9 protein-coding genes are annotated in these 12,552 nt (G+C 67.4%); 7 read left to right on the plus strand and 2 right to left on the minus strand.

Features of this window, described 5'->3' with window-relative positions; all coding sequences use genetic code 11:
* Nucleotides 1-362 precede the first annotated feature (362 nt).
* The 4 genes from CSW62_RS15685 to CSW62_RS15700 are packed head-to-tail and all read left to right on the plus strand — an operon-like array spanning nucleotide 363 to nucleotide 6,345.
* The gene (locus tag CSW62_RS15685) at nucleotides 363-3,803 is read left to right on the plus strand and encodes a response regulator (RefSeq protein WP_099579359.1); all 3,441 of its coding nucleotides are present in this window, start codon (nucleotides 363-365) and stop codon (nucleotides 3,801-3,803) included.
* Nucleotides 3,804-3,806: 3 nt separating this feature from the next.
* Complete coding sequence (locus CSW62_RS15690; protein ID WP_099579361.1) at nucleotides 3,807-4,631, plus strand: protein-glutamate O-methyltransferase CheR; 825 nt, start codon at nucleotides 3,807-3,809, stop codon at nucleotides 4,629-4,631.
* Nucleotides 4,628-5,206, plus strand: coding sequence for a chemotaxis protein CheB (locus CSW62_RS15695; protein WP_099579363.1), 579 nt, complete (start codon nucleotides 4,628-4,630; stop codon nucleotides 5,204-5,206). The genes CSW62_RS15690 and CSW62_RS15695 overlap by 4 nt, the downstream gene beginning before the upstream one ends.
* On the plus strand, nucleotides 5,203-6,345 hold the full coding sequence (locus tag CSW62_RS15700; RefSeq protein WP_099579365.1) for a hybrid sensor histidine kinase/response regulator: 1,143 nt from the start codon (nucleotides 5,203-5,205) through the stop codon (nucleotides 6,343-6,345). Before CSW62_RS15695 ends, CSW62_RS15700 begins: the two co-directional genes overlap by 4 nt.
* Before the next feature lie 4 nt (nucleotides 6,346-6,349).
* Here CSW62_RS15700 and CSW62_RS15705 read toward each other — a convergent pair whose 3' ends face one another.
* Complete coding sequence (locus tag CSW62_RS15705; RefSeq protein WP_099579367.1) at nucleotides 6,350-7,129, minus strand: transglutaminase family protein; 780 nt, start codon at nucleotides 7,127-7,129, stop codon at nucleotides 6,350-6,352.
* A gap of 89 nt (nucleotides 7,130-7,218) precedes the next feature.
* Complete coding sequence (locus tag CSW62_RS15710; protein WP_099579369.1) at nucleotides 7,219-8,676, minus strand: short-chain fatty acyl-CoA regulator family protein; 1,458 nt, start codon at nucleotides 8,674-8,676, stop codon at nucleotides 7,219-7,221.
* 164 nt (nucleotides 8,677-8,840) lie between these two features.
* On the opposite strand from CSW62_RS15710, the gene CSW62_RS15715 reads away from it, so the two are divergent.
* The 3 genes from CSW62_RS15715 to aceB all read left to right on the plus strand — a co-directional run bounded on the left by CSW62_RS15715 (nucleotide 8,841) and on the right by aceB (nucleotide 12,523).
* Nucleotides 8,841-10,460, plus strand: a complete 1,620-nt coding sequence (locus tag CSW62_RS15715) for an isocitrate lyase (RefSeq protein ID WP_099579370.1) — start codon at nucleotides 8,841-8,843, stop codon at nucleotides 10,458-10,460.
* A gap of 40 nt (nucleotides 10,461-10,500) precedes the next feature.
* Nucleotides 10,501-10,734 (plus strand): hypothetical protein, encoded by a 234-nt coding sequence (locus CSW62_RS15720; RefSeq protein WP_099579371.1) that lies wholly within the window; start codon nucleotides 10,501-10,503, stop codon nucleotides 10,732-10,734.
* A 211-nt stretch (nucleotides 10,735-10,945) separates the two neighbouring features.
* The gene (aceB, locus tag CSW62_RS15725) at nucleotides 10,946-12,523 is read left to right on the plus strand and encodes a malate synthase A (RefSeq protein ID WP_099579373.1); all 1,578 of its coding nucleotides are present in this window, start codon (nucleotides 10,946-10,948) and stop codon (nucleotides 12,521-12,523) included.
* Nucleotides 12,524-12,552: the final 29 nt, after the last annotated feature.

Genomic DNA, 12,552 nt, shown 5'->3' on the forward strand with positions numbered 1-12,552 from the left:
CTCGAGCGGTCTGCGCTCGCATTGATCGTATACGTTATGAATTTTGACAAGGTCCAGATCCGAGACCGTTAAAGCCAAGCTTCTGCGATGTCGGAAGGAACCTTCACCGCCTTGCGCCGTTAGAGGCTCGCGTTCAGGGGCGCGCGGTCGGGGATATCCAGTGAGTTTCAAGCGTATCAGGCAGCTTCGCGTCGGCAGGCGGATCCTCCGCGCGCGCCCGCATGGCGACGGCCGCCGGCTCGACGACGCAGCACCGCCCCTGCCCGTCCCCCGCGCCTGCTGACCCCCCTGAGCCCGCCGATCCCCGCATCCTTCGTCCCCTTGGGCGGACCCTGCCGAACCTTTCCGACGTCGAGAACCGCATGTCCCTGATCGAACCGCGCAAAATCTCCGCGCCCAGCACGAGAACGGAGCTGTGGTCCGCGCTTGGCATGGCTTTGGCCCTGGCCTTCTTCCTGATCAGCGGCACGATCGCCTATCGCAACATCCAGATGCTGCGGACCAACAGCGAGAAGATCTGGCACACCCATGAGGTGCTGATCGCGCTGGACGACCTGCTGTCCACCACCCAGGACGCCGAGACCGGTCAGCGCGGTTACCTATTGACGGGCAACGACCGCTATCTGGAACCCTATCAGCGGGCGGTGACCGACGTCGCCACGCGCACCGAGGCGCTGGGCTCGCTGACCACGGACAATCCTGTTCAGCAGGCCAACCACGTCCAGCTCAAGCGCCACCTCGACGCCAAGCTGGCGGAGCTTGCTGAAACCGTGGCCCTGCGACGGACACAGAGCGCGGCCGCCGCGCTCGCCGTCGTCACCACCGACCGTGGCAAGGTCGAGATGGACGCCATCCGCCAGCAGATCAACGTCATGCGCGCCGAGGAAAACCGCCTGCGCGATATCCGGCTGGCCGAGATGGCCGTCGCCCACAGCACCGCCACGGTCAGCAGCGTCCTGTCGGCCGTGTTGGGCGCGGCTCTGACCTTCGCCGTCTTCGCCCTGATCCGCCGCAGCAGCCAGGCCCGCGCCCGCCAGCAATGGCTGCAGGCCGGCCAGGTCGGCCTCTCGGAAGCGATGATGGGCGACAAGACGGTCGAGGAGCTGGGCGACGCCATCCTGCGCTTCCTCTCGCAATATCTCGGCTTCCAGGCCGGCGCGCTGTTCAAGGGCGAGAACGGTCGCTTCTACCGCGCCGCGGCCCTGGGCATTCCGGCCGACGCCGACACGCCGCTGCGCTTCGATCTCAAGGAGGGCCTGCTGGGCAAGGTGGCCGCCGAGGGCGCGTCGACCATCGTCCGCGATGTGCCCGACGGCTACCTGACCATCGGCTCGGCCCTCGGCCACGACAAGCCCAAGCATCTGGTGCTTGTGCCCACCTATGCCGACGACATCGTCAACGCCGTCATCGAGCTGGGCTTCCTGCACGCGGTCGATGACAAGGTTCTGGAACTGCTGGACCAGGCCTCGACCTCGATCGGGGTCTCGCTGCGCTCGGCACGCTACCGCACGCAGCTGCAGAACGTCCTGGAGGAAACCCAGCGCCAAGCCGAAGAGCTGCAGGTCCAGAGCGAGGAGCTGCGCGTCTCCAACGAGGAGCTGGAGGAACAGGGCCGCGCCCTGAAGGAGTCGCAGACCCGCCTCGAGCAGCAGCAGGCCGAGCTGGAGCAGACCAACAGCCAACTGGAGGAACAGGCCCAGACCCTGGAAAACCAGCGCGACGAGCTGGAGCGCACCGGCGCGGCCGTCCAGCTGAAAGCCCGCGAACTGGCCCAGGCCAGCCAGTACAAGTCCGACTTCCTGGCCAACATGTCCCACGAGCTGCGCACGCCGCTCAACTCGCTGCTGATCCTGTCGAAGCTGCTGGGCGACAACCCGACCGGCAACCTCTCGGCCGAGCAGATCAAGTTCGCCCAGACGATCGAGTCGTCGGGCAACGACCTGCTGACCCTGATCAACGACATCCTCGACCTGTCGAAGATCGAGGCCGGCCATATCGAGGTGCGCCCCGAAAGCCTGCCGCTTCAGCGGCTGACCGGCGACCTGAGGTCGGTGTTCCAGCCCGTCGCCGACGAGCGGAAGCTGGGCTTCCACATCAAGATCGCCGACGACGTTCCCACCCAGCTGGAAACAGATCGCCAGCGCCTGGAGCAGGTGCTCAAGAACCTGCTATCGAACGCCTTCAAGTTCACTCAGGCTGGCGACGTGACGCTGAACGTCACCACGGTCGGCGACGACCAGATCGCCTTCGCGGTCACCGACACCGGCATCGGCATCGCGCCCGAGCAGAGGGACAGCATCTTCGAGGCCTTCCGCCAGGCCGACGGCACCATCAGCCGCAAGTACGGCGGCACGGGCCTGGGCCTGTCGATCAGCCGAGAGCTGTCGCGCCTGCTGGGCGGCAAGATCGCGCTGGACAGTACGCCGGGCGTCGGCAGCACCTTCACCGTCACCATCCCCCACACCTATGATCCGGGCCGGGTGGCTCCGCGTCCCGAGCCGTCCGCGGCCCTCGCGCCCGCGCCCGCGCCGGCCAGCGCGCCGATCCGCGCTCGCCCCGCCGCGCCGATCACCCGCACGATCGAGGACGACCGCGACCACCTGGCCAATGGCCGCCGCGTGCTGCTGGTCATCGAGGACGACGACAAGTTCGCCGGCATCGTCCGCGACCTGTCGCGTGAACTGGGCTTCCAGTGCCTGGTCGCCGGGACCGCCGAGGACGCCCTGAAACTGGCCCGCCATTTCAAGCCCAGCGCCGTGGTGCTGGACGTCGGCCTGCCCGACGAGTCCGGCCTGATGGTGCTGGACCGCCTCAAGCGCGACGACGCCACGCGGCACATCCCGATCCACGTCATTTCGGGCGCCGACCACAGCCAGACCGCCCTGTCGCTGGGCGCGATCGGCTACATGGTCAAGCCCGTCAAGCGCGACGACCTGGCCCAGGTGCTGACCAACCTGCAATCCAAGCTGGCCAGCACGGTGCGCCGCGTGCTGATCGTGGAGGACGACGACGTGCAGCGCGACGCGGTCGGCAAGCTGCTGTCCTCGGGCGATGTCGAGACCGTCGGCGTCGGCACCGCCGCCGAGTGCCTGGAAGCTCTCCAGACCCAGACCTTCGACTGCATGGTGCTGGACCTGTCGCTGCCGGACGCCTCGGGCTTCAGCCTGCTGGAGACGCTGAGCCAGGACGGCGATCACGCCTTCCCGCCGGTCATCGTCTATACCGGCCACGACCTGTCGGCCGACGACGAGCAGCGCCTGCGCCGTTATTCCAGCTCGATCATCATCAAGGGCGCCAAGTCGCCAGAGCGCCTGCTGGACGAGGTCTCGCTGTTCCTGCACCAGGTGGTGTCGGAGCTGCCGCCCGAACAGCAGAAGATGATCCAGAAGGCCCGCAACCGCGACGCCGTGCTGGAAGGCCGCCGGGTGCTGATCGTCGAGGACGATATCCGCAACGTCTATTCGCTGACCAATGTGCTGGAGCCCCGCGGGACCGTCGTCGAGATCGCCCGCAATGGCCAGGAAGCCATCGAGGCCCTGGCGCGCTCAGCCGAGGGCGACCCGGCCAACGCCATCGACCTCGTGCTGATGGACGTGATGATGCCGGTGAAGGATGGCCTGACCGCGACCCGCGAGATCCGCGAGGACCCGCGCTGGGCCAAGCTGCCGATCCTGATGCTGACCGCCAAGGCCATGCCCGACGACCAGGCGCGCTGCATCGCCGCCGGCGCCAGCGACTACATGGCCAAGCCGATCGACGTGGACAAGCTGCTGTCGCTCGTCCGGGTCTGGATGCCGAGGTAGCCGGTGTCCGACGCGATCGAAGACCTCGAGATCCAGCTGCTGCTGGAGGCGCTGTTCCAGCGCTACCACTACGACTTTCGCCACTATGCGCGGGCGTCGATCAAGCGTCGCCTGATCCAGGCGCGCCAGCAGCTGGGCTATCCCACCATCTCGGCCATGCAGGATCGCGTCCTGCATGACGCCTCGGCCCTGCCCCGCCTGCTGGACTTCCTGACGGTCCAGGTCAGCGAGATGTTCCGCGACCCCACCTACTTCAAGGCTCTGCGCGAGAAAGTGCTGCCGCACCTGCGGACGTACCCCTCGCTGAAGGTCTGGATCGCGGGCAGCAGCACGGGCGAGGAAGTCTATTCGCTGGCCATCCTCTTCAAGGAGGAAGGCCTCTACGACCGGACGATCTTCTACGCGACCGACATCAATCCCGAGGCCCTGGCTGCGGCGGAGGCCGGGATCTACGCGATCGACCGCATCCGCAAGTTCACCGAGAACCACCAGAAGTCCGGCGGCAAGTCCTCGCTGTCGGACTACTACACCGCCGCCTATGGTCGGGCGGTCTTCGACAAGAGCCTGCGCGACCGGGTGGTGTTCTCCGACCACAGCCTGGTCACCGACGCGGTGTTCGCCGAGATGCATCTGATCTCGTGCCGCAATGTGATGATCTATTTCGATCGCCCGCTGCAGGACCGCGCCATCGGCCTGTTCCACGACTCCCTGGCCCGCAAGGGGTTCCTCGGCCTGGGCTCGAAGGAGAGCCTGCGCTTCTCCAGCCACGCGGGCGCTTTCACCGAGTTCGTGCCGGGCGAGAAGATCTACCAGAGGCGCGAACCATGACCGGGACGCCGATCCAGGCCGTCGCGATCGGGGCCTCGGCGGGCGCGGTGCAGGCGTTGCTGGCCATACTGCCGGCCCTGCCCGCCAGTTTCGCCCTGCCCGTGCTGGTGGTCGTGCATGTGCCGCCCGACCGCTCGAACGTGCTGGTGCCGCTGTTCCAGTCCAAGTGCCGGATCACGGTAAAGGAAGCCGAGGATAAAGAGCCGGTCGAGAAGGGCGTGATCTATTTCGCGCCGTCGGACTATCATATGCTGGTCGAGACCGACGGCGGCCTGGCCTTGTCGACCGACGAACCCGTGAACTATTCCCGTCCGTCGATCGACGTGCTGTTCGAGAGCGCGGCCGACTTCTATGGCGACGCCCTGGTCGGCGTCATCCTGACGGGCGCCAATCACGACGGGGCCGCCGGCCTCAAGGCCGTGGTCGACGTCGGCGGCGTGGCGATCGTCGAGAACCCGGACGGGGCCTACGCCTCGGCCATGCCGAACGCGGCGCTGGAGACTTCGCCCTCGGCGACGATCATGAGCCACGACCAAATCCTATCCTACCTGTCGAGTCTGGGGACCGCACGATGACGGCGGACAAACCAATCAACTTTCTGCTGGTCGATGACCTGGAAGAGAACCTGCTGGCGCTGGAGGCCCTGCTGCAGCGCGACGGCCTGACGTGCCTGAAGGCGCGTTCGGGCGAGCAGGCGCTGGAGCTGCTGCTGGTGCACGACGTGGCCCTGGCCCTGCTCGACGTGCAGATGCCGGACATGAACGGCTTCGAACTGGCCGAGTTCATGCGCGGCGCCGCCCGCACCAGCCACGTGCCAATCATCTTCGTCACCGCCGGCGTGGCCGACGCCACCCGCCGCTTCCGCGGCTACGAGGCCGGCGCCGTCGACTTCATCCAGAAGCCGATCGAGGCCGACATCCTGCGCAGCAAGGCGGCGGTGTTCTTCGACCTCTATCGTCAGCGCCAGCAGATCGAGGCTCAGCGCGACGAACTGGAACTGGCCGCCCAGGCCCTGCGGCGCGCCGACCGCCACAAGGACAGCTTCCTGGCCGTCCTGGCCCACGAGTTGCGCAACCCGGTCGCGGCGCTCAGCGGCGGGCTGCACCTCCTGAGCAAGGACATAGCGCCCGAGCGCGCCGCAGACATCCGCACCCGCATGGACCGGATGCTGACCCATCTTTCGCACCTGGTCGACGACCTGCTGGACGTGTCGCGGGTGAGCCAGGGCAAGATCTCGCTGCGCAAGGCGCGGATCGAGCTGAGCGAAGTGCTGCGGTCGGCCATCGAGGCCAGCCAGCACAATCTGGACGCCGGCAAGCACCAGTTCATCGCGCGGATGCCTGACGAGCCGATCTGGCTGGACGCCGACCACACCCGCCTGTCCCAGGTGGTGTCCAACCTGCTGAACAACGCCGCCAAATACACCCCCGACGGCGGGACGGTGACGCTGAGCGCCGTCGCCGAGGGGGCCATGGCCGAGATCCGCGTCAGCGACACCGGCGTCGGCATTCCGCCGCAGATGCAGTCGCGGATCTTCGAGATCTTCGCCCAGGTCGACGAACACCTGACCAAGGCCCAGGGCGGCCTCGGCATCGGCCTGGCCCTGGCCAAGCAGCTGGTGGCCCTCCACGGCGGCACGCTGGGCGTCGAAAGCGCCGGCCAGGACCAGGGCAGCACGTTCACGGTGCGCGTGCCGGTGGCGGTCGAGGCTTAAGGCGTCAGACCGCCTCGCGGATCGAGAAGCTCTGCTCGATCAAGGTCGCCCGGCCGAAGATGGTCATGAAGGCGATGTCGGCGGCATCGCGGCCGGTGGCGACCCGCACCAGCCCCTCGATCGGCGCCTTGCCCGTCGCGTCGACCAACCGCCAGCGGCCGCCCAGATAGACCTCGGCGATGGCGTGCAGGTCCGGCGGATCCAGCTTCCAGGCATAGGCGCTGACGGCCCTGGCCGGGATGTCGGCGGCGCGGCACATGCCGATGATCAGGTGGGTGAAGTCGCGGCAGACGCCGGCCCGGTCGACCAACGTGTCGATCGCCGTGGTCCCCGAATTGCTGACCCCGCCCAGATATTCGATGTGCTCGCCGATCCAGTCCAGCATCGCCTGGACCTTGGCCCCGCCCTTCAGCTGGCCGAACTCGCGCTCGACGAACAGCTCGAGGCGATCGGACGGGCTGTAGCGACTGGCGCGCAGGAACGGCAGCACCTCGCTGGGCAGGTCGCGGATGGCCATGGTCGGGGCGTCGGCCAGGTCGTGGTCGCGGCGCATGATCTCGACCTGGGCGCGGTAGAGCGCGTTGACGGTTCCCGAGGCGGTGAACACCGTGCGCCGCTCGAAGGTCACCGGGTCATCGACCCGCACGGCCTCGACATTGGGCCAGAAGGTCAGGGCCTCCAGCCCCACTACCTGGTCGGGTCCGTGGGCGGCTTCGACCAGCAGCAGCACCTCGCACGGGGTCGCGAAGTCGTAGGTCAGCGAGGCTTCGACGTCAAAACGCATAGTCATCCTGAAATTGGGCGACCGAGGGCCGGTCGCGCCGCCTATCAATACGCAAGACGGCTTTGGGTTCAGGTCTAGCGATCGGCCTGCTAGCGAGCAAACGGGAACGGCGATAGCGACTTGCTGGTCTCCTCGACCAGCAGGGTGCGGTTGATCGGCGCCGCCGCCCGCTGCGGACAAGCCGGGCGCTCGCAGATCCGGCACGAGGGGCCGATCTCGACGGCGATCGGCGCGGCCATGTCCAGGCCCCGCGCATGGACCAGCTTGGACGCGTATTTCAGCTCGCAGCCCAGGCCGACGACCAGTTCGTCCTCAAGCCCCGCCTGTAGGCCCGAGGTCCGCCGCACCGTGCGCGACAGGGTGAAATAGCGCGCGGCGTCCGGCGTCTCGATCACCTGGGTGACGATGCGGCCCGGGGTCTTGAAGCTGTCGTGGACGTTCCAGCGCGGGCAGGCCCCGCCGAAGCGCGAGAACGGGAAGGGTCCGGCCGCGAAGCGCTTGGAGATGTTCCCCGCCGCGTCCAGCCGCATCATGAAGAACGGCACCCCGCGCGAGCCCGAGCGCCCCAGCGTCGTCAGGCGCTGAGCGGCCTGCTCATAGCTGATGCCGAAGCGTGGCCGCACCCGCTCGATGTCGTAGCCGCTGGACTCCATGGCCGCCAGGAACGGCTCGTAGGGCATCATGATCGCGGCGGCCAGATAGCTGTCGAGGAACACCTTCAAGAGCTGCCGCGTGGCGCGGTCGGGGGCCTTGAAGCGGTCGGTCAGGTCCGACAGCACCTCGCCGCCCTCCATCAGCCCCAGCTGGTAGCACATGCCGAAGGTGCGGCTGGCGTGGGCCAGGGTCTCCGACAGCATCAGCCGCTTGCGGTGATGGTCGTAGCGGCGCAGCGAGCCGGTCATCACCTCGACCGGCATGATCCGGGTCTGGATGCCGAACTTGCTCTGCAGCCGCTCGCGGACCGCTGGGGCCAGGTCCTGCGGATCGGCCTTCAGCTGGGCGACGATCTTCTCGGCCAGGGTCTCCAGCTCGGCGAAGTGGTTGCGCTGGGCGCCGACCAGGTCGCGGACCCAGTCCGTCGGCGATGACTGCTCGGACGCCGGCCCCGTCCCATCCGGACGCTCGAAGGCGCCCAGGTCGATCATCCGGCCGCGATCCAGATAGGCGCGATAGAGCCGCGCCATGGCCTCGGCCAGGCCCGGCGACAGCTCGGCCACCTCGGCCGCCTCGTGGCGCGAGACACCCAGATCGGCGAACATCTTGTCGGCCAGAACCTCTTCCAGCCCTGCCCCGCCGCCTGGATCGTCGGCCGACAGGCTGCGCAGGTCCAGGTCATAGGCGTCGGCCAGCCGCAGCAGGAGCTGCGCGGTCACCGGCCGCTGGTTGCGCTCCAGCAGGTTCAGGTAGCTGGCCGAGACGCCCAGCTCCTCGGCCATCCGCGCCTGGGTCACCCCCAGGTCGCGCCGCAGCCGCTTCAGCCGTCCCCCGAGGAACAGCTTCTTGTCGTTTTGCTTCTTGTCGAGGGGCTTTTTGTCGAGCGTGGCCATTCGGTCAACTTGTCACGACTTTACAGATTTTACAAAGTCATTCTTTGACAAATTGCCTTCAATAGGTTCGACCGATCCCGCAGCGCAGCGTTAGCTCACCAGGACGAGTTTTCCTTGGCCCGCAAGGCTTACCAGCCCGGGCCCCGTAGTGGGATCGAACGACCATGACGCAGCGCAAGACCTATGCCGAACACCGCGACGCCCTGCTGGCGCGCTATCCCGACGGCGTCCTGCCGGGCGGCGTCGGCATCGACGACATCATCCAGCTGAAGCTGCAGAACACCTTCCCCACCCACCTGGACATCGCCCGCGCCATGGCCCCGGTGATGCGCGCCGACATGGCCGAGTATGATCGTGACAGCAGCAAGTTCACCCAGTCGCTGGGCTGCTGGTCGGGCTTCCACGCCCAGCAGATGATCAAGTCGGTCAAGCGCCTGCGCGGCACGACCAAGGGCGCCTATGTCTATCTGTCGGGCTGGATGGTCGCTGGCCTGCGCAATCGCTTCGGCCACCTGCCCGACCAGTCGATGCACGAGAAGACCTCGGTCGTCGACCTGATCCAGGAGATCTATGTCTCGCTGCGCCAGGCCGATGAAGTCGCCATCAACGACCTCTTCAAGACCCTGACCGCCGCCCGCAAGGCCGGCGACCAGGTCGCCGAACAGGCCGCGATCAAGGCCATTGACAACTTCGAGACCCACGTGGTGCCGATCATCGCCGACATCGACGCCGGCTTCGGCAACGAGCACGCGACCTATCTGCTGGCCAAGGAGATGATCAAGGCCGGCGCCTGCTGCCTGCAGATCGAAAACCAGGTTTCGGACGCCAAGCAGTGCGGCCACCAGGACGGCAAGGTCACCGTGCCGCGCGAGGACTTCATCGAGAAGCTGCGCGCCTGCCGCCTGGCGTTCGAGGAACTGGGCGTCGACGAGGGCGTCATCGTCGCTCGCACCGACAGCCTGGGCGCGGGCCTGACCCAGAAGATCCCGGTCAGCCAGGAGCCGGGCGATCTGGCCAGCGACTACATCAAGTGGCTAAAGACCGAGCCCGTCACCCCGCAAAACCCGCTGAAGGACGGCGAGCTGGCGATCATGAAGGACGGCGCCTTCGTCAAGCCGGTGCGCATGCCCAACGGTCTGTTCGCCTTCCAGGACGGCACCGGCCGCCAGCGCGTCATCGAGGACTGCATCGCCAACCTGACCCAAGGCGGCGCCGACCTGCTGTGGATCGAGACCGACACCCCCAATGTCGACGAGATCGCCTCGATGGTGAACGAGATCCGCAAGGTCGTGCCGAACGCAAAGCTGACCTATAACAACTCGCCGTCGTTCAACTGGACGCTCAATCTGCGCAAGCAGGTGCGCGACCAGTGGATCGCCGAGGGCAAGATCCACAAGGACAGCTATCCGGACGGCAACGTCCTGATGTCGGCCGACTATGACGGCACCGACCTGGGCCGCGAGGCCGACGAGCGCCTGGCCCGCTTCCAGGTCGACATCGCCGCCCGCGCCGGGGTGTTCCACAACCTGATCACCCTGCCGACCTTCCACCTGACGGCCAAGAGCGTCGACGAACTGTCGCGCGGCTACTTCGGCGAGGAGCGGATGCAGGCCTACGTGAATACGGTGCAGCGCGAGGAGATCCGCCGCGGCGTCTCGGCCGTGAAGCACCAGCACGAGGTCGGCTCCGATCTCGGCGACACCTTCAAGGAGATGGTCGCCGGCGAGCGCGCCCTGAAGGCCGGCGGCCACGCCAACACCATGAACCAGTTCGCGGCCGAATAGCCGCGAACGCCTTCCCCCCATCGATCGAGGAGCCAAAGCCATGACCACGACGCAATTCGCCCCCGCCGCCATGCCGAACTCGGACGCCAAGGACCGCGCCGTCGACCGCGTGGCCGAGGCCTCCCACCGCCTCAACGAGGCCGTGCGTCGCGCCATCGAGGCCGGCTACTCGGTCGAACTGGTTCGCGCCTCGCGCCACCACGACGGCTCGGGTAACTGGGGCGACCAGATCGTCCCCACCGTCCGTGACAAGGGCGCCGAAAAGAGCGCCTGATAAACGAGAGAGTCCGACGACCTTGCGTGGACCTCGCCCTTCGACAAGCTCAGGGTGAGGTCCATTGCCAGCGCCGCAGCTCCATCGCTTGCAGTAAGACCTCGCAGAAACGTCTCAGTAGAAACCTCACCCTGAGCCAGTCCCCCGGGTCCGACCAAAGGTCGGCCCGAGGATAAACTCCGGGCGGGTTTCGGACCACGGAAAGCTTCCCATGCCGCTCGACATCGCCGCCAACATCCAGGTCACCGGTCCCGTTGAAGGGCGCGCCGCGGAAGTGCTTACCCCCGAGGCCCTGGCCTTCGTGGCCGACCTGCACCGCCGCTTCGACGCCCGCCGCCGCGAGCTGTTGGCCGCCCGCCAGGCCCGGCAGGCGCGCTTCGACGGCGGCGAACTGCCCGACTTCCTGGCGCAGACCGCCAACGTCCGCGCCGCCGACTGGAGCGTCGCCCCCGTCCCCGCCGACCTGCTGGACCGCCGCGTCGAGATCACCGGCCCCGTCGACCGCAAGATGATCATCAACGCCCTAAACTGCGGGGCCAAGGTGTTCATGGCCGACTTCGAGGACGCCACCGCCCCGACCTGGGCCAATGTCGTCGAGGGCCAGGTCAATCTGAAGGACCGCTGGTCCGGCGAACTGACCCATGTCGACGCCAAGTCCGGCAAGGCCTACGCCATGGGTCCGACCCCGGCGGTGCTGAAGATCCGCCCGCGCGGCTGGCACCTGATGGAGCGCCATCTGGAGGTCGACGGCCAGGCCGTGGCCGGAGCGCTGTTCGACTTCGGCCTCTACGCCTTCCACAATGCGAAGGCCGCCATAGCGCAAGGCTCGGGTCCCTATTTCTACCTGCCCAAGCTGGAGAGCCACCAGGAAGCGCGCCTCTGGAACGACGTCTTCGTCCGCGCCCAGGAGGCCCTGGGCCTGCCGGTCGGGACGATCAAGGCCACGGTGCTGATCGAGACCATCCCCGCCGCCTTCGAGATGGACGAGATCCTGTTCGAACTGAAGGACCACATCGTCGGCCTGAACTGCGGCCGCTGGGACTACATCTTCTCGTTCATCAAGCGCCTGGGCCGCCGCTCTGAGTTCCTGACCCCGGACCGTTCGGCCATGGTCATGGGCAAGGCGTTCCTGGGCGCCTATTCGCTGAAGCTGATCCAGACCTGCCACCGCCGGGGCGCCTTCGCCATGGGCGGCATGGCGGCCCAGATCCCTGTCAAAGGCGACGACGCCGCCAACCAGGCCGCCTTCGCCAAGGTCAAGGCCGACAAGGAGCGCGAGGCTGGCGCCGGTCACGACGGCACCTGGGTCGCCCACCCCGACCTCGTCCCGGTGGCCATGGAGGTCTTCGACCGCCTGATGCCGGCCGCCAACCAGCGCGACAAGTCGCTGGCGGACGTCTCGATCACCGCCGCTCAGATGCTGGAGCTGCACGAGGGGGTCCGCACCGAGGCCGGCGTGCGCGAGAACATCCGCGTCGGCGTCCGCTACACCCAGGCCTGGCTGGAAGGCCGAGGCGCCGTGCCGCTCTACAACCTGATGGAGGACGCGGCAACCGCCGAGATCTGCCGCACGCAGCTGTGGCAATGGATCCGCCTGGGCGCGGCGCTGGACGATGGCCGGGTGCTGACCTCGGAGCTGTTCATCGGTCTGTTCACCCAGGAGATGGCCGACCTGCGCCGCGACTTCGGCTCGCCGCGCCTGGAGGCGGCCGCCGAGCTCTTCACGCGCATGGTGCTGTCCGACAGCCTGGAAGAGTTCCTGACCCTGCCAGCCTACGAACTGATCTAGCCACGCATGACCGCAAAGAAAAAGCCCGG

The organism is Caulobacter sp. FWC2 (genome assembly GCF_002742625.1).
GTDB lineage: Bacteria > Pseudomonadota > Alphaproteobacteria > Caulobacterales > Caulobacteraceae > Caulobacter.

Excerpts from the sequence above, each read along its gene's own strand:
- CSW62_RS15705 (WP_099579367.1), bottom strand. The coding sequence starts at position 7,129 with ATGCGTTTTGACGTCGAAGCCTCGCTGACCTACGACTTCGCGACCCCG.
- CSW62_RS15720 (WP_099579371.1), top strand. The coding sequence starts at position 10,501 with ATGACCACGACGCAATTCGCCCCCGCCGCCATGCCGAACTCGGACGCC.
- aceB (WP_099579373.1), top strand. The coding sequence starts at position 10,946 with ATGCCGCTCGACATCGCCGCCAACATCCAGGTCACCGGTCCCGTTGAA.
- CSW62_RS15700 (WP_099579365.1), top strand. The coding sequence starts at position 5,203 with ATGACGGCGGACAAACCAATCAACTTTCTGCTGGTCGATGACCTGGAA.
- CSW62_RS15685 (WP_099579359.1), top strand. The coding sequence starts at position 363 with ATGTCCCTGATCGAACCGCGCAAAATCTCCGCGCCCAGCACGAGAACG.
- CSW62_RS15715 (WP_099579370.1), top strand. The coding sequence starts at position 8,841 with ATGACGCAGCGCAAGACCTATGCCGAACACCGCGACGCCCTGCTGGCG.
- CSW62_RS15710 (WP_099579369.1), bottom strand. The coding sequence starts at position 8,676 with ATGGCCACGCTCGACAAAAAGCCCCTCGACAAGAAGCAAAACGACAAG.
- CSW62_RS15695 (WP_099579363.1), top strand. The coding sequence starts at position 4,628 with ATGACCGGGACGCCGATCCAGGCCGTCGCGATCGGGGCCTCGGCGGGC.